The sequence below is a fragment of the Marinobacter sp. G5_S1_61_S3 genome (genome assembly GCF_054968585.1).
In genome coordinates this window covers 96094-116892 of record NZ_JBQKUK010000016.1, presented here as the reverse complement: position 1 = coordinate 116892, position 20799 = coordinate 96094, and the positions used below count along the sequence as shown (strand labels likewise).

Annotated in this window: 19 protein-coding genes; 15 read left to right on the top strand and 4 right to left on the bottom strand. The window is 58.2% G+C overall.

Features of this window, described 5'->3' with window-relative positions:
• Positions 1-28 precede the first annotated feature (28 nt).
• The 6 genes from ACTRWH_RS16405 to ACTRWH_RS16380 all read left to right on the top strand — a co-directional run bounded on the left by ACTRWH_RS16405 (position 29) and on the right by ACTRWH_RS16380 (position 5764).
• Positions 29-514 (top strand): (2Fe-2S)-binding protein, encoded by a 486-nt coding sequence (locus ACTRWH_RS16405; RefSeq protein WP_136633714.1) that lies wholly within the window; start codon positions 29-31, stop codon positions 512-514.
• A gap of 1 nt (position 515) precedes the next feature.
• The gene (locus ACTRWH_RS16400) at positions 516-2720 is read left to right on the top strand and encodes a xanthine dehydrogenase family protein molybdopterin-binding subunit (RefSeq protein ID WP_136633713.1); all 2205 of its coding nucleotides are present in this window, start codon (positions 516-518) and stop codon (positions 2718-2720) included.
• Positions 2721-2835: 115 nt separating this feature from the next.
• Entirely contained in the window at positions 2836-3462 is a 627-nt protein-coding gene (locus ACTRWH_RS16395; RefSeq protein WP_126810316.1) for a methylthioribulose 1-phosphate dehydratase, read from the top strand.
• Positions 3459-4019 (top strand): 1,2-dihydroxy-3-keto-5-methylthiopentene dioxygenase, encoded by a 561-nt coding sequence (locus ACTRWH_RS16390; protein WP_036206594.1) that lies wholly within the window; start codon positions 3459-3461, stop codon positions 4017-4019. Before ACTRWH_RS16395 ends, ACTRWH_RS16390 begins: the two co-directional genes overlap by 4 nt.
• Complete coding sequence (mtnC, locus tag ACTRWH_RS16385; protein WP_126810315.1) at positions 4016-4708, top strand: acireductone synthase; 693 nt, start codon at positions 4016-4018, stop codon at positions 4706-4708. Before ACTRWH_RS16390 ends, mtnC begins: the two co-directional genes overlap by 4 nt.
• A gap of 6 nt (positions 4709-4714) precedes the next feature.
• Positions 4715-5764 (top strand): DUF3080 family protein, encoded by a 1050-nt coding sequence (locus ACTRWH_RS16380; protein WP_075195291.1) that lies wholly within the window; start codon positions 4715-4717, stop codon positions 5762-5764.
• A 36-nt stretch (positions 5765-5800) separates the two neighbouring features.
• On the opposite strand, the gene tfpB is transcribed toward ACTRWH_RS16380, so the two are convergent.
• From tfpB to arsC, 4 genes are read right to left on the bottom strand one after another with little or no spacing between them, the layout of a single operon-like run.
• Positions 5801-7603, bottom strand: coding sequence for a type IV pilus assembly ATPase TfpB (tfpB, locus tag ACTRWH_RS16375; protein WP_462826645.1), 1803 nt, complete (start codon positions 7601-7603; stop codon positions 5801-5803).
• A 13-nt stretch (positions 7604-7616) separates the two neighbouring features.
• The gene (locus ACTRWH_RS16370; RefSeq protein ID WP_075195289.1) at positions 7617-7985 is read right to left on the bottom strand and encodes a DUF2069 domain-containing protein; all 369 of its coding nucleotides are present in this window, start codon (positions 7983-7985) and stop codon (positions 7617-7619) included.
• A gap of 33 nt (positions 7986-8018) precedes the next feature.
• Positions 8019-8621 (bottom strand): NAD(P)H:quinone oxidoreductase, encoded by a 603-nt coding sequence (gene wrbA, locus ACTRWH_RS16365; protein ID WP_127400936.1) that lies wholly within the window; start codon positions 8619-8621, stop codon positions 8019-8021.
• A gap of 13 nt (positions 8622-8634) precedes the next feature.
• Complete coding sequence (arsC, locus tag ACTRWH_RS16360) at positions 8635-8988, bottom strand: arsenate reductase (glutaredoxin) (protein WP_041334988.1); 354 nt, start codon at positions 8986-8988, stop codon at positions 8635-8637.
• A gap of 153 nt (positions 8989-9141) precedes the next feature.
• Between arsC and ACTRWH_RS16355 the strand changes: the two genes are divergently transcribed.
• The 9 genes from ACTRWH_RS16355 to ispD all read left to right on the top strand — a co-directional run bounded on the left by ACTRWH_RS16355 (position 9142) and on the right by ispD (position 20791).
• The gene (locus ACTRWH_RS16355; protein ID WP_226909903.1) at positions 9142-9552 is read left to right on the top strand and encodes a TlpA family protein disulfide reductase; all 411 of its coding nucleotides are present in this window, start codon (positions 9142-9144) and stop codon (positions 9550-9552) included.
• A 44-nt stretch (positions 9553-9596) separates the two neighbouring features.
• Positions 9597-13079, top strand: a complete 3483-nt coding sequence (gene dnaE, locus ACTRWH_RS16350; protein ID WP_036206614.1) for a DNA polymerase III subunit alpha — start codon at positions 9597-9599, stop codon at positions 13077-13079.
• A 176-nt stretch (positions 13080-13255) separates the two neighbouring features.
• The gene (accA, locus tag ACTRWH_RS16345) at positions 13256-14209 is read left to right on the top strand and encodes an acetyl-CoA carboxylase carboxyl transferase subunit alpha (protein WP_036206618.1); all 954 of its coding nucleotides are present in this window, start codon (positions 13256-13258) and stop codon (positions 14207-14209) included.
• A complete protein-coding gene (gene tilS, locus ACTRWH_RS16340) occupies positions 14193-15554 on the top strand; it encodes a tRNA lysidine(34) synthetase TilS (protein ID WP_350033707.1) in 1362 nt (453 codons plus the stop codon). The genes accA and tilS overlap by 17 nt, the downstream gene beginning before the upstream one ends.
• An 88-nt stretch (positions 15555-15642) precedes the next feature.
• The gene (locus tag ACTRWH_RS16335) at positions 15643-17271 is read left to right on the top strand and encodes a CTP synthase (RefSeq protein ID WP_036206623.1); all 1629 of its coding nucleotides are present in this window, start codon (positions 15643-15645) and stop codon (positions 17269-17271) included.
• A gap of 2 nt (positions 17272-17273) precedes the next feature.
• On the top strand, positions 17274-18119 hold the full coding sequence (kdsA, locus tag ACTRWH_RS16330) for a 3-deoxy-8-phosphooctulonate synthase (protein WP_041334993.1): 846 nt from the start codon (positions 17274-17276) through the stop codon (positions 18117-18119).
• Positions 18120-18301: 182 nt separating this feature from the next.
• On the top strand, positions 18302-19597 hold the full coding sequence (eno, locus tag ACTRWH_RS16325; RefSeq protein ID WP_421861380.1) for a phosphopyruvate hydratase: 1296 nt from the start codon (positions 18302-18304) through the stop codon (positions 19595-19597).
• Between the two features lie 183 nt (positions 19598-19780).
• On the top strand, positions 19781-20053 hold the full coding sequence (locus ACTRWH_RS16320) for a septum formation initiator family protein (RefSeq protein WP_036206633.1): 273 nt from the start codon (positions 19781-19783) through the stop codon (positions 20051-20053).
• A gap of 39 nt (positions 20054-20092) precedes the next feature.
• Positions 20093-20791: a 2-C-methyl-D-erythritol 4-phosphate cytidylyltransferase gene (ispD, locus tag ACTRWH_RS16315; protein ID WP_075195282.1), complete on the top strand. Its 699-nt coding sequence runs from the start codon at positions 20093-20095 to the stop codon at positions 20789-20791.
• Positions 20792-20799 lie beyond the last annotated feature (8 nt).

The following is a 20799-nucleotide window of genomic DNA, read 5'->3' as shown; positions in this document are numbered from 1 at the left end:
GCTCTGGGCAGCAGGGGAGAGAACAACCATGGCCGTGAGCCTTACCGTTAATGGCCGGGAGCGGATGCTCGACATAGACAGCGATACTCCGCTGTTGTGGGTGATCCGCGATGAACTCGGACTGAAAGGTACCAAATTTGGATGCGGCATGGGGCTCTGCGGCGCCTGTACCGTGCACCTGAACGGGCATCCGGTGCGTTCCTGTTCCACCCCGGTAGAATTGGCCGACGGTGGGGATGTGACGACCATCGAAGGTCTGTCGCAAGATGGAAACCTGCATCCTTTGCATAAGGCATGGGTCGAACATGGCGTGCCCCAATGCGGTTACTGCCAGTCTGGCCAGATCATGAGCGCCGCCCACCTTTTGCAGCACAACGACGCTCCCTCTCACGATGATATCGTCGCGGCCTTGAGCGGAAACCTTTGCCGTTGCGGTACCTATTCCCGCATCATCGCGGCGGTTGAGTCTGTGGTTGTTGACGACGCTGCCCGACCTGATCGGGGGGAAGCGTAATATGTCCATGAATCGACGCGATTTCCTGAAGGTAACCGCCGGCTCCTCCGGCGGGCTGGTCTTGTCCCTGTCGCTTCCGGGCTGCGCTGGCATCCAGAGCGGTTATGATGAACAGGATGGTAGCTGGAAACCGGATGCCTGGCTGGAGCTGACGACCGATGATCAGGTCTACTTCACCTTGGCGCGTGTTGAGATGGGGCAGGGAACTTACACTGGCCTGACCACCCTCATTGCGGAAGAGCTCGGGGTGGCGCCAGCCTCCATCAAACCGCGATTTGCCCCTGCGGCCCCGGAATACCGTAATCCCCTCTACAACCTGCAATTGACCGGCGGCAGCACCAGTCTGGCGACCAGTTGGCAGCCGTTACGGGTGGCGGGAGCCTCTGCCCGTATGATGCTGGTTGCTGCCGCAGCCAATGTCTGGGAAGTCAGCCCCGCTGAGTGCCGGGCGGTCGAAGGCAGGGTCATCCATCCGAACGGGCGCGACAGCCTGGCTTACGGTCGGCTGGTAGAACTGGCGGCGAAGCAGCCGGTGCCGGAGGCTCCGTCACTCAAACCCCGTGAGGAGTGGAAGTACATAGGCAAGCAACGGGGACGCCTGGATGCCGAAGCCAAGTCCACTGGCGCGCCAATCTACGGCATTGATGTCGAGCTGGAAGGCATGGTTTACGCGGTGGTGTCCCGCCCTGCGCGCTATGGCGCCCGGGTAAAATCATACGATGATACCGCCGCTCGCCGGTTGCCGGGCGTTCTGGATGTGTTCGAGATCGAGCGTGGCGTGGCAGTTGTGGCAGATAAATACTGGCGGGCCCGTAAGGCCCAGGACGCCCTGACGATCGAATGGGACAACGACGGCGCGTTGGATGTGTCCTCCGAACAGGTGTTTTCCTCGTACCACAGAGCCGCCGATGAAGACCCGGGGGAAAGCGAGCGCAGCGAAGGTGATTATGACGACGCACAACAAGGTGCGGAGCGCGTGGTGGAGGCCAGTTATGAGCAGCCTTACCTTGCCCATGCGACGTTGGAACCGATGAATGCCACGGCGTGGTATCGGGACGGCGCCATTGAAGTCTGGGCACCGACCCAGGCACCCGATCTTGGTCGGATCGCGGCTGCGAGGGTGACGGATCTCTCGCCCGATGAGGTGACCATCCATACCACCTTCCTAGGCGGTGGCTTTGGGCGCCGGCTGACCAATGATTACATCGAGGAAGCGGCGTCTGTCGCCTACCGGGTACGCAAACCGGTCAAGCTGATCTGGTCGCGGGAAGAAGATACCCGTCACGATGTTTATCGTCCGGCCATGCTGCACCGGATGCGGGCCAGTGTCAGCGGCGATAATGTCACTGGCTGGCACCATCAGATTGTTGGCCCGCAGATACTGGACTGGTACGTACGCAATGCGGCACCAGCCCAGTACCCCTGGGCTCCGAAATTCCTGTACGGCACTCTGGGGCGCGTTGGGCTGCTCGCCGAGGGTGTCGCGACTCCGAAGGATCATTCCGCCATCGAAGGTGCCATAGAATATCCGTATCGGGTGCCGAATATCGACATACGCCATACCCACACAGATCCGGGGGTGCCGGTGTCCTGGTGGCGGTCCGTGGGTTTCTCTCACAACGGCTTTGCTGTTGAAACCTTTATGGATGAGCTGGCTCATGAGCAAGGCCAGGACCCGTACCGGTTCCGGCGCTCATTGATTGATCACGAACCTAGACACCTGGGCGTGCTGGACAGGGTTGCCCAACTTGCCCAATGGGACAGCGCCGCACCCGAAGGGCGGGCCCGTGGCGTTGCCCTGTTCCGCAGTTTTGGCACCTACGTGGCCCAGGTGGTTGAGGCCAGCGTTGAGTTCGGGGAAATCCGGGTGCACAGGGTGTACTGTGCTGTGGATTGCGGCCAGGTGGTCAATCCGGACATTGTTCGCGACCAGATCGAGGGCGGTATTATCTTTGGCCTCACGGCAGCGCTCTACGGCAACATTACCCTGGAAGGCGGACAGGTCCAGCAAAGCAATTTCCACGATTACCCGCTCATGCGTCATGATCAGCGGCCCGAGGTGGTGGTGGATATCATCGATAGCGATGAATCGCCCACCGGTGTGGGGGAGCCCGGTGTACCTCCGGTGATACCCGCTTTGGGTAACGCGTTATTTGCCCTGAGCGGGAAGCGCCAGCGCAGCCTTCCGCTGAAAGCCACGGTATGATCCATGGCTTTCCAGGCCGACCGGTGAGCGTTCGTCGGCCTTTGCGGGCGGCACGCTCATCCTTATAATGGTAATTATCAAGCGCTGATCCGGCGTGTCTGTTCCGAGGTGATTTTTGTTTGACGTAACCCGCTACGCCATTGCCGCGCAGTCCATCATTGATGCCGGCCGGTTTCTCTACGGCCAGGGCTGGTCGCCGGCTACCAGCAGCAACTATTCGGCGCGGATCGATGATGAGCATATCGCCGTCACTGTGTCCGGCCGACACAAAGGCCAGCTGGTGGCAGGTGATGTCATGGTGGTGGACCTTGCTGGCACCCCCGTCCAGAGCAATGCCCGATCGTCGGCGGAAACACGTTTGCATACGGTGCTTTACCAGACCTTTCCGGACGTTGGTGCGGTGTTGCATACCCACTCTGTCAAGGCAACGGTGTTGAGCCGGCTGCTGCCCGCCGGAGAACCGCTGAAGTTACAGGGGTACGAGTTACAGAAAGCGTTTTCCGGGGTTGATACCCACGAGTCGCAACTGGCCGTGCCGGTGTTCGACAATACTCAGGATATTCCGGCGCTGGCGGACCAAACCAGAGATTGGTTTCGTCAGCATCCTGAACAACCGGGTTACCTGATTCGTGGGCACGGCCTTTATACCTGGGGCAGGACCATGTCAGACTGCCTGCGCCACGTCGAAGCCTTTGAATTCCTTTTCGAATGTGAGCTTGAAACCATGAGGGTCCGCCGATGACAACCTTGAGTATTTTTGACCAGAGTGTGCCCGAATCCCCCCGCATCGTGACCGAAGACGCGGGCAAAATCGCTAACCTGCTGGCAGAGCACGGCGTTCGTTTTGAGCAATGGGCTACCCGGGATCTGCCTGCAGACGCGTCATCTGATGACATTCTTGAGGCCTATTCCGGTGAGATCCAGGCGCTGAAGGAGGAATGTGGCTTCCAGGCAGCGGATGTCATCAGCCTGAACCCGGACAACCCCCAGAAAGAGGCCTTCCGCCAGAAATTTCTGGATGAGCATGTGCACAGCGAAGACGAGGTGCGTTTCTTTGTTCGCGGGCAGGGCCTGTTTTACCTGCATTTTGGTGACCAGGTGTACGCTGTTCTGTGCCAGAAAAATGACCTTATCAGCGTGCCGGATGGCACACGCCACTGGTTTGATATGGGGCCGGAGCCTGCGTTTACCTGCATCCGTCTGTTTACCAACCCGGAAGGCTGGGTGGCAGACTTCACGGGTGAAGACATCGCCAGCCGGCTGCCGCGCTATGAGCGCCTGGCGGGAGTGGCTGGATGATCCGCGTGATCCTGACGGATATCGAGGGAACCACCAGTTCGATCTCCTTTGTGCATGAGGTTTTGTTTCCCTACTCGGCGAAGCATATGGCTGAGTTTGTACGGGAAGGTGCGGCGGACAGCACGGAAATCCGTGAGCAGTTGGATGCCGTTGCCCAAACATCAGGTGTCGCCAGGGAGGATATCGACGAGCTTGTTGAGGTGCTGGATACCTGGATTCGGGAAGATCGCAAGGAAACACCGTTGAAGGCCTTGCAGGGAATGCTCTGGGAGCAGGGTTACCAGCAGGGTGCTTTCCGGGGGCACATCTACGACGATGCCGCCGAGTATCTGCAGCGCTGGCATGATCGAGGTTTGCGGCTGTTCGTATATTCTTCCGGTTCTGTGAAGGCGCAGAAGCTGATTTTCGGTTTCAGCGAAGCCGGGGATTTAACGCCATTCTTTTCCGGTTACTTTGATACCCGTATCGGCGGTAAGAAGGAATCAACTTCCTACAGCAACATCATCGACGAATTGGGTGTCGAACCCAGAACGGTGCTGTTCCTCTCCGATGTTGAGGCCGAACTGAAGGCCGCTGAGGACGCTGGCATGCGCACGGTCTGGCTTGTGCGTGAGGGAGATCTGCCGGACACGAAGCGGGCGGTGGCTACGGACTTTGCAGGGGTCGACAGGTTTCTGCAGCAGGGTTGACCCTCCATGGTGCCTGACGTTCGATGCCTGATAATGCCTTTGGTGTGCCTATACCTTGCCGGCTGCGCGCCGGATTCCGGTGTTCCAGATATGATGGATGGGTACGTTGTGAGCGTAGCCGATGCTCTGGAACTGCGCCCCGAACTCTCCGATATAGCCCCTGTTCCCCAGATCCCGCGCCGACGGGAGCGCGTTCTCGACATGCCGGATCTGGACATGGGAATGCTCGATTTCCTGTCTCTTTACGGGTGTGAGTTGCAATACGTGGTCGGCGAAAGGAATTCGATCATGGGGCGGGTAATGCAACCGTTGAATCGATTGCGTTATGAAACACGGTTTATCCGTGCCGCTGAGACCTGTATTTCGGAGACCGATGGCGAGGATATACAGGAAGAACTGGAAGAGGCCATCGCCCATAAAACCGAGTCGCTCCCCATTGCGATATGGAACGCCACCTGGGGGGTGGAAGAGATTGAGCGTCTGTTTACCCTGTCGCAGGGATATTATCCCGGGAGCGGCGATGACAAGGTTCTGGCGGAGTTGTCTTCGGGCGTAAAGCGAGTCAACCAGACGGTCAGAGGTCTGCTGGACGGCAACACAGATGAGCCGTTGGATTATGTGGGTGGTGTGCATCAACTCTGGCAGGCAGAACATCGTGCGGGTCAGCTATTAAACAGCGCTCGGCTGATCACAGCGCGGCTTGAGGATGCAACGGCTCTGTTGATCAGGAGAGTGGAAGGGGCGCCACTTTGCTCGGGGTCGGAGCCTGAAGCGCCGCCCGACGAGCTCGTGGATATCTATACCGACGGTTACGGCGCTGATATTGAGGACTATCTCGGCCGCATTGAGCAGGCGAGGGAGGCGCTGATCAAACCGCTGGATACGCTCGCCGCCCAGCAGTCAGAGACCATGCCGTCTGCGTTCCGCGATTGGTATCGGCTCTATCTGGAAACGGGCAATACCGACAGTGTCTGGGGACAACTGGCCCGCGCCATTACGGCCCATAAAGAGCGTTGGCAGCAGTTGCTCACCCAGTGCGGAGCGTTTCCCCAGTAGCGCTCAACCATGTCTGGCATGATGACCGGGAGCGCATCAACGCTGGCTTTCGGGGGTTACCCGCAGGATTTCCTCGACCGTGGTGGAGCCGGCGGCCACTTTCTGCGCGCCGCTAAGCCGCAGGGATTTCATGCCATCCTTGTACGCATCCACTCTCAGTTGGTCCAGTTCGCACTGCTCGGTAATCTGCCGGATCAGGTTGCCGGACAGTTGCATGATTTCATACACGCCGGCCCGACCATAGTAACCGGTGTTTCGGCACTCCAGGCAGCCAACCGGGTGGTAGACCTGCTTGGGCATGGTGGCTTTCCAGGGTCGGGTCAGGCTTTGCCAGGCCTGCGCGTCCACCGGCCCTGGCGCCTTGCAGTGGGGGCACAGGGTTCTGGTTAGCCGTTGTGCCATTACGCCCAGCACCGTGGCACGAATCAGGTAGGGGGGGATGCCCAGTTCCATCAAGCGGGTGATGGCGCTGGGGGCATCGTTGGTGTGCAGGGTGGACAGCACAAGGTGCCCGGTCAGAGCGGCCTGAACCGCCATTTCTGCAGTTTCCAGGTCACGGATCTCACCAATCATGATGATGTCCGGATCCTGTCGCAGCAGCGCCCGCACGCCCGAGGCAAACGTCAGTTCGATGTTGGTCTGAACCTGCATCTGGTTGAAGGCCGGCTCCACCATCTCAATCGGGTCCTCGATGGTGCAGATGTTCACCTCGGGAGTGGCCAGTTGCTTGAGGGTTGAGTACAGGGTGGTGGTCTTGCCAGAGCCGGTAGGGCCGGTGACCAGAACAATGCCGTGGGGGTGATCGGTAATAGCCTGCCAGCGTTCCCGGTCTTCCTTGGAAAACCCCAGTTGTTCGTAGGACTTCAACAGCACTTCCGGATCAAATATTCGCAACACCATTTTCTCGCCAAACGCGGTTGGCATGGTGGCCAGCCGCAATTCCACCTCGCTGTTGTCCGGCTTTCGGGTTTTTATGCGGCCGTCCTGGGGGCGGCGCTTTTCCGCCACGTTCAGCCTGCCGAGAATCTTCAGGCGGCTGGTCACGGCCACGCCGACCTGGTCCGGGAATTCGTAGACGTTGTGCAGCACCCCATCGATGCGAAAGCGCACCTGGGTGACATTGCGCCGTGGTTCTATGTGGATATCCGATGCGCGTTGGTCGAAGGCGTACTGCAGCAGCCAGTCAACAATCTTGACCACGTGCTGGTCGTTGGCATCCGGGTGTTCGCTGGCCCCAAGGTCCAGCAGTTGCTCGAAATTCTGGGTACCGGCGGGGTTGGCTGCGTTGTTGCCGCCTGCCTTGCTGACGGAGCTCGCCAGTTGATAGAACTCAACGGTGTAACGGCGGATATCCTCGGGGTTGGCGACCACGCGGCGGATGTCTTTTCTCACCGCCTGGCGCAGGTTGCCTTCCCAGTCATTCTTGAAGGGTTCGGTGCTGGCGATGAGAACTTCATCCTCACCTATTTCAACCGCGAGAATGCCGTGTCGCTGGGCAAAGGCATAGGACATCACCCGGGCAATCGCGGGTGTATCTATCTTCAGGGGGTCGATGTGGTAGTAGGGCTGTTCCGCCCACTCCGCGAGCCACTGGGTCAGTCTGTCCAGATCCAGGGTGCGGCCGGTTTTCTGGCTCTCCAACCCGGCCTTGGCGACCAGTTCCAGTGGGTGGCGCTGGCTAGCGGGCCCGCTGCCCCCTGTCTGGATACCAATGTTGGCCGAGAGAACCCGTTCGGCATCCTCCTGGGCAATCTCACCACCGGTGACCAGCGCCGTGCAGATATCCCTCAGGGTCAAGGTACTTCTATGTGGCGCGGGTGGATGAGTGCTGTCGGCCATGATGCGTTCCCTGTCAGGTTTCGGTAACGGGCTGCGGACGGTTCACCTTAAGGTGGACCATGGCCACAGTAAACAGCAGGAAGGTCAGCACCGCGATGATCAGAGGGGTGATAGCGCCTTCGCTGAGCCAGGACGATACGACGTACTGGGTAAAATAGAAAATCACCACGAAACTGAGCCAGATGTAACCGCGGTTGTGGCCCCGGAACACTGGTACGGCAAACGCCAGCAGCGGGACCAGCTTTACGCTGAGCATCAGCGTGACGGATACGCCCTCGACCTGCGCGGGGTAAAAGGTGCTGACAAGCAGGGCCGCCAGGGTGGCCAGATAAAGCAGAATGGTCAGCCGGGCGGTTATTCGGGCTTTGGGGTTGTGAAGCATTCGGTGATCCGTTGTGGTTGAGTGGCGCCGGGGTTAGCGCAATTTCATGGCAAGCCGCGCAAGGCGCTCGCCAAACGTCTGGCATATGGCCTTTTCGTGGTCGTTCACGGACTGTGGCTCTCCGGTGCCAGCCCAGTGGGAAGGGCCGTAGGGCGTACCCCCGGCGGAGGTCTCGTTGAGCGCGCTTTCCGAATAGGGCACACCGCACAGCACCATTCCATGATGCAGCAGTGGCACCATCATCGTCAGCAGGGTGCTCTCCTGACCGCCATGCAGGCTGCCAGTGGACGTAAACGCGCCGGCGGGCTTTCCGCTGAGGGTTCCGTTCAGCCACAGGTCGCCGGTGCTGTCGAGGAAATACTTCAGCGGTGCTGCCATGTTGCCGAACCGGGTCGGGCTGCCGATGGCCAGGCCCGCACAGTTCGCAAGATCATCCTTGCTGGCAAAGGGCGCGCCGTCGTCCGGTACCGCAGGCAGGGACGCCTCGGTGTCCGGCGACACACTGGGCACGGTGCGAATTCTGGCATCCATACCCTGCACCCGGGATACGCCCCGGGCAATCTGGGCGGCCAATTCGGCCGTTTGCCCAGTGCGGCTGTAATACAGCACCAGGATATAGGGCGAGGTGGTCGCCATTGGAGATCTCCGGTTAGAGAATATTCAGGACATTTTCAGGCGGTCGGCCCAGGGCTACCTTGTTACCCCTGATTACGATGGGCCGCTCGATCAGCTTCGGAGTGTCGACCATCGCTTTGATCAGCGTCTCACGGCCAAGCTCGGGGTCGTCCAGGCCCTGTTCCTTGTATTCCTTTTCCCCGGTTCTCATCAGCTCTCTGGGAGTGATGTCCAGGGCTGCAAGGATCTGTTCCAGGATTTGCTCTGTCGGTGGCGTTTCCAGGTAACGTATAATGTCCGGTTCAACACCTTGTTCGCGAAGGAGTTCAAGGGTTTGCCGGGATTTTGAACAGCGCGGATTGTGGAAAATTCGGGTTGGTTCTGTCATGGTTCTCCCTCTTCCCAGGTCAGGTTAACCGCAAGTTTGTCTGAGCGCCGTAGTCTAACAGGAGGCCACCCTTTGCAATACCCTGCGCGATATCCTGCAAAGTACTCTGCACTGGTGTGTTATTCCACCAGGTTGTGCAGGATCGGTATACTATTGGCCTTGTTGCCGCTGGCAGGCTGCCAGAACCACGAGTTTGAAAAGTCGGACGGAACCGTACTGCAGTGGGAGAGCCTGAGGGGCCACTGGGTGCTGGTCAATTATTGGGCCGAGTGGTGCAAACCCTGCCTGGAGGAAATTCCGGAGCTGAACAGTATCGACACCGCCAGTGCCGTGGTGGTCCTCGGTGTGAATTTTGATGATGTTCGTGGCCAGGAACTGATCGACCTGGGGCGAAGAATGGGTATTGAGTACAGCATGCTAGCAGAGGATCCAGGGCCGCAATTTGGCTGGGAAACACCCGTGGCCCTGCCCGCAACGTTTATTGTGGATCCGGATGGAGACCTCGTCGAGGCCCGCTTCGGCCCGCAAACTGAAGAAGACATCAAAGAATTGATCGGTCGCTGACCTGGCCCCGAACCGCCATTAACCTGCAGGAAATTTCCGACGCTATGTCACAGACCTTTGTCCACCTCCGCGTGCATTCCGAATATTCCATGGTCGATGGCCTGGTGCGCGTGAAACCCCTGATCGGTCGTGTTGCAGAACTGGGCATGCCCGCTGTCGGGCTTACGGAGCAGTCCAATATGTGCTCCCTGGTGCGCTTCTACAAGGCGGCCATGGGTGCTGGGGTGAAGCCCATTATCGGCGCAGACCTGTGGGTCGAAAACCCGGACGAGCCCGACAACCCGTTTCGCATCACTCTGCTGGCCCGTAACAACGATGGCTACCTGAATCTGACCGAAGTGGTCTCGCTGGGGTACACAGAGGGGCAGCGTTTCGGTAAGCCAATTATCCAGCGAAAGTGGCTGGAAAGCCGCGCCGAAGGGCTGATTGCCCTGTCTGGAGCGCGACTGGGGGATGTGGGTAAAGCGCTGATGTCGGGCAAGCTGGACCTTGCCAGACAGCGTGCCGAATACTGGATGAACCTTTACCCGGGGTCGTTTTACCTGGAGTTGCAACGCACCGGGCGCCCCGGGGATGAAGATTGCCTGCACCTGAATGTTGAGTTGGCGGAGGCATTGGGCTGCCCGGTGGTGGCGACAAACGATGTCCACTTCCTCCATGCCGAGGATTTCGAAGCCCATGAGGCAAGGGTCTGCATTGGCGAGAGCCGGACCCTGGACGACCCCAGGCGGGAGCGTCGTTTCAGCGACCAGCAGTACCTGCGCAGCGCCGATGAAATGATTGAGCTGTTCTCTGATATCCCCGAGGCGGTCGAGAACACGGTGGAAATTGCCCGGCGCTGCTCAGTCCCGGTGCGTATGGGAGAGTATTTTCTGCCCAACTATCCCATCCCCGATGGCATGACCATGGATGACTACTTCCGCAAGGTATCGGAGGAGGGCCTGGAAGAGCGGCTGGCGAAAACCCTCAGCAAGGACGACCCCGAATACGATGCCAAGCGCGAGGCCTACTATAAGCGCCTGAACTTCGAGCTGGATATCATTATCCAGATGGGGTTCCCGGGGTACTTCCTGATCGTTATGGACTTCATTAAGTGGGCCAAGAATAACGGCGTGCCGGTAGGCCCTGGCCGGGGTTCCGGTGCTGGCTCCCTGGTGGCCTACGCTCAGTTGATTACCGATCTTGATCCTCTGGAATACGACCTGCTGTTCGAGCGCTTCCTGAACCCCGAACGGGTTTCGATGCCCGACTTCGACGTCGACTTCTGCATGGAAGGCCGTGATCGTGTTATCGCCTACGTGGCGGAAAAATACGGCCGCGAGGCGGTATCCCAGATCATTACCTTCGGCACCATGGCTGCCAAGGCGGTTGTGCGGGACGTTGCCCGGGTTCAGGGCAAGTCGTACGGGCTGGCGGACAAACTCTCCAAGATGATTCCCTTTGAGCCGGGTATGACCCTGGAGAAGGCCCTGGAGCAGGAACCACAACTGGTCGAGTTCCTGGAAAATGACGAGGAAGCCCAGGAAATCTGGGAAATGGCCCTGAAACTCGAGGGTGTGTGTCGAAACGCCGGTAAGCACGCCGGCGGCGTGGTGATTGCACCCACCAAGATTACCGATTTCTCGCCGCTGTACTGTGATGACGAGGGCGGCAGCCTGGTGACCCAGTTCGACAAGGGCGATGTGGAAGACGCCGGCCTGGTGAAGTTTGACTTCCTGGGGCTGCGGACCCTGACCATCATCGACTGGGCCCTGAAGATGATTAACCCGCGCCTGGAGAAACAGGGCAAGCCGGCGCTGGACATTAACGAGATTCCGCTGGACGACGTGCCTTCGTTCGACATGCTCAAGAAGGCGGAAACCACAGCGGTGTTTCAGCTTGAATCCCGTGGCATGAAAGACCTGATTCGCCGCCTGCAACCGGACTCCCTGGAGGATATGATCGCCCTGGTGGCCCTGTTCCGTCCGGGGCCACTGCAGTCGGGCATGGTGGATGACTTTATCGACCGGAAGCATGGCAGGCAGCCCATGTCATTCCCGCATCCTGATTATCAGTATGAGGGGTTGAAGCCCGTTCTCGAGCCCACCTATGGCGTTATCCTGTATCAGGAACAGGTTATGCAGATTGCCCAGGTGATGGCCGGCTACAGTCTTGGTAACGCCGACATGCTGCGCCGGGCCATGGGTAAGAAAAAGCCCGAGGAAATGGCCAAGCAGAAGCAGTTCTTTCTCGACGGCTGTGAAAACAATGACATCAACAAAACCCTGGCGGAGAACATTTTCGACCTGGTTGAAAAGTTTGCCGGCTATGGCTTCAACAAATCCCACTCGGCGGCCTACGCGCTGGTTTCCTACCAGACCCTGTGGCTGAAGGCTCATTACCCCGCTGAGTTTATGGCCGCGGTACTCACGGCGGATATGCAGAACACCGACAAGGTGGTCACGCTGGTGGAGGAGTGCCGCAGCATGGGGTTGGAGCTGCTGGTGCCCGACGTCAGCCGCTCTGAATACACCTTTACCGTCAACGATGACGGCGCCATTGTGTACGGTCTCGGCGCCATCAAGGGGCTTGGTGAGGGACCGATTGGCAGTATTCAGGCCGGCCGCGCCGACGGCGAGCCCTACCAGGATATTTTCGATTTCTGCCGCCGGGTGGATCTGAAAAAAGTAAACAAGAGGGCCATGGAGGCCCTGATCCGCTCCGGTGCCATGGATAAGCTGGGGGCAGGGCGCGCCCAGTTGATGGCCAGCATAGATAAGGCCATTCAGCAGGCCGGCCAGCAATCCCGCAACGAGTCCGTGGGCATGACCGACATGTTTGGCGACATGCTGATGGCCGGGGAAGATGGCGATCCTTATTCCGACGTGGCGAATGTGCGGGAATGGCCCAAGAAAGAGCGCCTCAAGGGGGAAAAAGACACCTTGGGCCTTTACCTGACGGGCCATCCGTTCGATGAATATGAGAAAGAAGTGCGGCGGTTCGTGCGCTCATCCATTGCTGATCTCAAACCGGCTCGCCAGCCCCAGCGTGTTGCCGGCCTTGTCGTTGCGCAACGTTCCATGAAGACCCGTACAGGGTCGACCATGGCGTTTATCACCCTGGATGATCGCAGTGCCCGCATTGAGGCCACTTTGTTTTCAGAGGCTTTTTTCGAGAATCGGGAGTTGCTTCAGTCCGACCAGGTCATTGTGGTGGAAGGCCAGGTCAGCCATGATGATTATTCTGGCCAGATGAAGATGCGCGTCAGCTCGGTGATGGACGTTGGTACGGCCCGGCAACAGTTCAGTCGTGGTCTCAAGCTCGCTATTCACGCGGATCAGCTTCAGAACGGCCTGCTGGATAAACTGGACTCCACGCTTAGGCCCTTCCGTTGTGAGGGCAGCCCGGTATGGATTGAATACAGTAGCGATAATGCCAGTACCCGTATCGAACTGGGTGAATCGTGGCGCGTACAGCCCGATGACGACCTGTTATTGGAGTTGAAATACCTCGTAGGCGACCAGTCGGTAGAACTGGTCTATGATTGATACTATCCGGCAAGGTTCATCCCGGGTATGGCGGACACGTTGAATAATTACGTTTTTGTCAGAAAGCGGACTCATACGAAGGTCCGCTTTAGCCAATGCTCAGGCGCTGCTATCTTTGTCCAAAATTCTGGTTTGGCGACTTACATTCTCGCCTTGCAAGCAAATGATGGAACATCATGAACCCTAATTATCTGGATTTCGAACAACCGATTGCCGACCTTGAAGCCAAGATTGAAGAGCTTCGCATGGTGGGAAATGATACCGATATCAACATCACCGATGAGATCAGCCGGCTGCGCAAGAAGAGTGTTAGCCTGACTGAAAGCATCTTCTCGAACCTCAAGCCCTGGGACGTGGCCCGCCTGGCTCGTCATCCCCGCCGGCCCTATACCCTCGACTACGTTGACATGATCTTTGACGACTTCGACGAGTTGCACGGTGACCGTCGTTATGCGGATGATCAGGCCATCGTCGGTGGCACTGCCCGCCTGGATGGCAAGCCAGTCATGGTGATTGGTCACCAGAAAGGCCGGGAAGTACGCGACAAGGTAAAGCGGAATTTCGGTATGCCGCGCCCGGAAGGGTACCGTAAGGCTTTGCGGCTGATGGAGATGGCAGAGCGTTTTCGCATGCCAATCCTGACCTTTATTGATACCCCGGGTGCCTATCCAGGTATCGGAGCCGAAGAGCGCGGCCAGAGTGAAGCGATCGCCTTCAACCTTGCCGTCATGTCCCGCCTGAAGACGCCGATTATTTCCACGGTGGTAGGCGAGGGTGGCTCTGGCGGTGCTTTGGCCATCGGCGTGTGCGATCAGTTGAATATGCTTCAATATTCCACCTATGCAGTCATTTCACCCGAAGGCTGCGCGTCAATCCTGTGGAAGAGTGCGGAATACGCTTCCCAGGCGGCAGAAGCGATGGGCGTGACCGCCGACCGACTGAAGGATCTTGGGCTGGCGGACAACGTTATTACAGAACCGCTGGGCGGGGCGCATCGCAGCCCGGAAGAAATGGCAGAATCCCTGCGTGAGACCCTGAGTAAGGGCATTGCCGAACTCAGTCGCCTGCCGGCCGACGAACTGGTGTCCCGCCGCTACGAGCGGTTGACCCGATATGACACCGGCCGGTAATCCCGGCTCCGGAAAAGACTGGCCGGAGGCGCTATGTACTCCGGTCAGGCACCTGCCTGATCATTCACACCTTCGCATTGCCCTCAGCGGTGGCATGGACTCCGTTCTGCTTCTTCATGTTGCCACCTGGCTGTACGCCCATAGCGGCCAGATTTCTGCGGTTCATATCAACCATCAGTTACAGCCCAACGCCGATCAAACCGAGCGTTTCTGTCGATCGATTTGCCAGCAGCTTGGTGTGCCACTCGACAGTCACCGTGTCACCGTCAGCGGTCGCGAATCTTCGGATATTGGCGCTAGTGGCGGTGTTGAGGAAGCCGCCCGGAATGCGCGTTACCAGGTGTTTGAGGAGATTCTGGCGCCGGGAGAGTTACTGTTGATGGCCCATCATGGTGATGATCAAGCTGAAACAGTGCTGTTTCGGTTGTTGCGCGGGACTGGCATGGCGGGGCTGGGTGGTATGCCGGTGACACGCCCTCTGGGTGCTGGTCGGCTGTATCGACCACTGCTTGATTTCAGTCGCGCAGAGCTTCACGGATGGGCAGTTCAGCACGGTATCGAGTGGATGGAAGATCCCAGTAATATCGATGAGCGCTTTGATCGCAACTTTCTCCGTACGTCGATTTTTCCTCTCCTCAAGTCACGCTGGCCGTCGCTGATCAGTCGTATGGGGCATACTGCCCATTCGTGTCGAGAGGGGGACGAGTTGGCTGCAAAGCTGGCGGAAATCCACTTTAAACAATGTGCCGGGCCTTCTGGTGAGCTTTGTTTGAGTGCGCTCGGTGCACTGTCTCTGGCGGAGCAGAAAAACCTGCTGCGCTGGTGGGCAAGGTATTTTCGTTATCAGCCCCCCGCCATTGCAGACTGGCCGCAGGTTCTGGAAGATTTTCTGAGCTCGCCGGCGGACAGGGAGCCGGAGCTTCGGGGAACGGGGTTCGTGATTCGACGTTTTCGGGGGTGCCTGTACCTGGTTCCCGAGTTCACGAAATTGCCTGCCGGAAAGCCTGTCCTGGTTCCGGATCAGGCGCTATCGTGGGGTGGATGGCGATTGACGCTGGCGGCGTCAGGTAAGCCTAAAACACCGGCGCCGGAAATAAGGGTATCTACGAGGGCAGGGGGCGAACGCATCCGCCCAGCCCCTGGCGGCCCGTCGAAATTATTGAAGAACTGGCTTCAGGAAAAAAATGTTCCACCCTGGGAAAGAGCCCGGCTACCGCTGCTTCTTGAGGTGGTGGACGGCCATGAAGAAGTGGTCGGAGCTGGCGACTTGTGGGTTTCCGGCAAATACTGTGGAGAGGCCCCGGCCAGTGGCTGGCGGATTGTTGTGGAGCGGGAATGTAATTGAGAAGGTGGCGCCTTTCTGGTAGTCTGGCGTCCCATCTTGAGATGACAATCTCCCTCCTTCACCGAACCAGACAAATCACGGAATCTGCATGACGCGTTATATTTTCGTCACCGGCGGTGTCGTGTCCTCCTTGGGGAAAGGTATCGCATCGGCCTCTCTGGCTGCGATCCTAGAGGCACGCGGCCTGAAGGTCACTATTCTCAAGCTGGACCCGTACATCAACGTGGACCCCGGCACCATGAGTCCGTTCCAGCACGGTGAAGTTTTTGTCACCGAAGATGGCGCGGAAACCGATCTGGACCTGGGGCACTACGAGCGATTTATTCGCACGCCGATGTCACGCCGAAACAATTTCACCACCGGTCGCGTCTACGAGGAAGTGATTCGTAAGGAGCGCCGGGGTGATTACCTCGGTGGTACGGTTCAGGTGATTCCCCACATCACGGACGAGATCAAGCGTCGTGTGGTTGAAGGCGCGTCCGGCGCCGATGTGGCACTGATCGAAATCGGCGGCACGGTGGGCGATATTGAATCGCTGCCATTCCTTGAGGCCTGCCGCCAGTTGAAGGTGGAAGTTGGCCCGCAGCGTGCGTTGTTCATGCACCTGACCCTGGTTCCCTACATCGCCACGGCCGGTGAGATCAAGACCAAACCTACCCAGCACTCGGTAAAGGAAATGCGTTCCATCGGCCTGCAGCCGGATATTCTGCTGTGTCGTTCGGAGCACGAAGTGGACGCCAGTTCCCGTCGCAAGATCGCACTGTTCACCAACGTGGAAGAGCGGGCGGTCATTCCGTTGCAGGATGCCAAGTCCATCTACGCCATTCCGCGCATGCTGCACGAATTTGGTCTGGACCAGCTGGTTATTGAGCGTTTCAGTCTGGATGCCAGCCCGGCCAACCTGGGCGAATGGGATGCGGTCGTTGAGTCCCTGATGAATCCGGAAGGTGAAGTTACTATCGCCATGGTCGGCAAGTACATGGAGTTGCTGGACGCCTACAAATCGTTGATCGAGTCGCTCCTGCATGCCGGTATCAAGACCCGCACCAAAGTCCGTATGAACTACATTGACTCCGAAGACATCGAGCGCGATGGTACCGGTGCGCTGGCCAGTGCCGATGCCATTCTGGTTCCAGGTGGCTTTGGTGAACGCGGTGTCGAAGGCAAGATCCGCACGGTGCAGTACGCCCGCGAAAACAAGGTTCCGTACCTGGGTATCTGCCTGGGTATGCAGGTGGCCGTTATTGAATACGCCCGCAACGTGGCGGGCCTGAAAGATGCCCACAGCACCGAATTCCGCGAACACACCCCGGAGCCGGTTGTGGGGCTGATCACGGAGTGGCTGGATGCCAGCGGCGAGAAAGAGGAGCGCACCGAAGAGTCTGATCTGGGCGGCACCATGCGCCTGGGCGCTCAGGACTGCGTGGTCGCTGAAGGTTCCACCATCGCCAACTGTTACGGTCGTAAGACCATCCGTGAGCGCCACCGTCATCGTTTCGAAGTGAACAATCATTTCCTGCCACAGTTGGAAGGTGCCGGCCTGAGAATTTCCGGTCGCTCCACCGACGGAAAGCTGGTTGAGGTTGTGGAAGTGCCTGATCATCCCTGGTTCGTGGCATGCCAGTTCCACCCGGAATTTACCTCCACGCCCCGGGACGGCCACCCGCTGTTCAAGGGCTTTGTTGAGGCAGCCCTGGCCCGTAAAAAGGAATCCTGATCATGGCGCAGAGTACGGTGAACGTCTCGGGAATCGAGGTTGCCAACGATAAGCCGTTCGTGTTGTTCGGTGGCATGAACGTGCTGGAATCTGCCGAAATGGCGATGGAAGTGGCCGAGGCGTACGTCGAGGCCACCAGCAAGCTCGGGATTCCCTACGTATTCAAAGCGTCATTCGACAAGGCCAACCGCTCGTCCGTGCATTCCTTCCGCGGCCCCGGTCTTGAGAAGGGGCTGCAGATTCTGGCGGACATCAAGAGCAAGTTCGGTGTCCCTATCATTTCCGATGTTCACGAGCCTGAGCAGGCTGCACCTGCCGCAGAAGTTTGCGATATCATCCAATTGCCGGCTTTCCTGAGCCGACAGACGGATCTTGTTGTTGCCATGGCAGAAACCGGAGCGGTCATCAATATCAAGAAGGCCCAGTTCCTGGCGCCACAGGAAATGAAGCACATCATTGCGAAGTGCGGGGAAGCCGGTAACGACAAGGTGATCCTGTGTGAGCGCGGCACCAGCTTCGGGTACAACAACCTCGTGGTGGATATGTTGGGCTTCGGTATCATGAAGTCCATGAATGTGCCGGTGATGTTTGACGTCACTCACGCCTTGCAGATGCCCGGTGGTCGCGCGGATTCAGCCGGTGGCCGCCGAGCCCAGGTAACCGACCTGGCCCTGGCGGGTATGTCCCAGGGGCTTGCGGGTCTGTTCCTTGAGGCACATCCCGACCCGGATCAAGCCAAGTGCGACGGGCCCTGTGCTCTCCGCCTGAGCCAGCTTGAGCCGTTCCTTGCCCGGGTGAAGGCCGTTGATGACCTTGTGAAGAGTTTCAAACCTATTGATACCGCCTGATTGGCGGTTTTTTTGCGTTCCAGAAGGACTATGGGAGTGAGCGGGAACGGCCCTACGAAAATGTGCGGAGCCATGGATGGCGGAGCCCAAGCGCACAGGGATGTGCTTGTAGCGTTTTTCGTAGGGCCGTTCCCGCTCGCTCTTACTCCCAATTTTGAAATCAAACTTGGAGACAGAGAAGAATGACCAAGATTGCCAACATTAAAGGCCGTGAAGTACTGGATTCTCGCGGGAACCCCACGGTTGAAGCGGACGTGATTCTTGAGGACGGCACCATCGGCAGTGCTTGCGCCCCCTCTGGTGCGTCGACGGGTTCACGCGAAGCTCTGGAGCTTCGTGACAAGGATGCGAGCCGCTATCTGGGTAAGGGCGTTCTGAAAGCTGTTGAGGCGGTAAACGCCAAGATTCGCGATGCCCTGATTGGTAAAGACGCAGCTGATCAGCGTGCTCTCGACAACATCATGCTTGAGTTGGATGGCACTGAGAACAAAGCCAACCTGGGCGCCAACGCTATTCTGGCTGTCTCCCTGGCCGCTGCCAAAGCCGCTGCCGCTTCACTGGGCAAGCCGCTGTATGCTCACATTGCGGACCTGAACGGCACCTCCGGCAAGTACAGCATGCCGGTGCCGATGATGAATATCCTCAACGGTGGCGAGCACGCAGACAACAACGTCGATATCCAGGAATTTATGGTCCAGCCGGTGGCTGCGAAGTCATTTGCCGAAGCGCTGCGCATTGGTGCGGAAATTTTCCACGCGCTGAAGAAAGTGCTGAGCAGCAAAGGCCTTAACACCGCCGTGGGTGACGAAGGTGGTTTTGCACCGGATCTGCCTTCCAACGAAGGCGCTCTGGCGGTGATCCAGGAAGCAGTGGAGAAGGCTGGCTACAAGCTGGGTACTGATGTGACCCTGGCGCTGGACTGTGCCTCTTCCGAGTTCTATAAGGAGGGTCAGTACCAGCTTTCCGGTGAGGGCAAGTCCTTTGATTCTGCCGGTTTCGCCGACTATCTCGCTGGTCTGTGCGAGCGTTATCCGATTGTGTCTATCGAAGACGGTATGGATGAGAGCGACTGGGACGGCTGGAAAGTGCTGACTGAGAAGCTGGGTGACAAGGTTCAGCTGGTAGGTGACGACCTGTTCGTGACCAACACCAAAATCCTCAAGCAGGGTATCGACAAGAGCATTGGTAACTCCATCCTGATCAAGTTCAACCAGATTGGTAGCCTGAGCGAAACTCTGGACGCCATCAAGATGGCTCAGGATGCGGGTTACACGGCGGTGATTTCCCACCGTTCCGGTGAAACTGAAGACACCACCATCGCCGATCTGGCCGTGGCTACCTGTGCGGGTCAGATCAAGACCGGCTCGCTGTGCCGCTCTGACCGGGTTGCCAAGTACAACCAGTTGCTTCGCATTGAGGAAGCGTTGGATGGAAAGGCTCCCTATCGTGGCCTGAGCGAGATCAAAGGCCAGGGCTAATCGCCTGTGAAGGCTACCCTGTCGGCGGGATGCTGACAGGTAACCGATCCGGAAAGGCCATCGTGATCCTCAAAATGTGAGGCATGATGGCCTTTTTGTACAACTGGTTAGCAGAACTTGTTGCTAAACTACACTAAGGTCTATACTTACTGTCCGGTTGATGCATCGTAAACGGAATTCGCAATGAAGTTACTCTGGTCCATCATGATTATTCTTATTCTCCTGCTGCAGGTGCGCCTGTGGGTTGGGGAGGGTAGTTTTGCCCAGGTATGGGGACTGGAGAACGCCATTGCCGAGCAGCGCGAGGAAAACGCCGAGCTTTCAGCCCGCAATGAGCGTCTCTATGCGGAAGTTCGTAACCTCCGCGGCGAGAAAGGGGCGGTTGAAGAACGTGCCCGCATGAACCTGGGGCTGATCCGCAACGATGAAACCTTCTTCCTGGTGGTCGAGCAGTAACCCAGCCGCAAGCCAGGCCGATCAAAGCTGACCACGTCCATGAGTAAACCCCGCTATTGGTTGATTGTTCCCGCCGCCGGTTCCGGCCAGCGAATGAAGGCAGACTGCCCGAAGCAGTATCTCAGGCTGGACCATCAATATATCCTTGATATCACTCTCTCCAGGTTATTGGACAATGCTGATTTTTCAGGTTGTGTGGTCGCTATTCGCGCGGACGATCCCTGGTGGCCGGAAACTGCAGCCAGTTCTAACGCACGTATAGAGTCCTGTGCCGGGGGCGCTGAGCGTGCGGATTCGGTATTGTCTGCACTTGAGGCACTGGCCTCTCGGGCGGATGACGACGATTGGGTGCTGGTACACGATGCCGCCCGGCCTTGCCTGCATCCCAATGACCTCGAACGATTGCTGACCCAACTTCAGGATCACCCTGTGGGTGGCTTGCTGGCGACGCCGGTGGCCGATACGCTCAAACTTGTGGCAAGTGACAGCAATCAGGTGGAGACAACCATCGACCGTCGTCATCTGTGGCGCGCCCTGACTCCTCAAATGTTCCGTTGTGGCGCCTTGAGGATGGCTCTGAAAGCTGCCATTGCGTCAGGTTACCCGGTGACCGATGAAGCCTCGGCCATGGAATACGCAGGCAATGTTCCCTGTATCGTTGAGGGGCGACCGGATAATATAAAGATTACGGTACCCGCTGATCTGGCACTGGCCGGTTTTATCCTCAGCCGTCTCTAGCGGCAAGC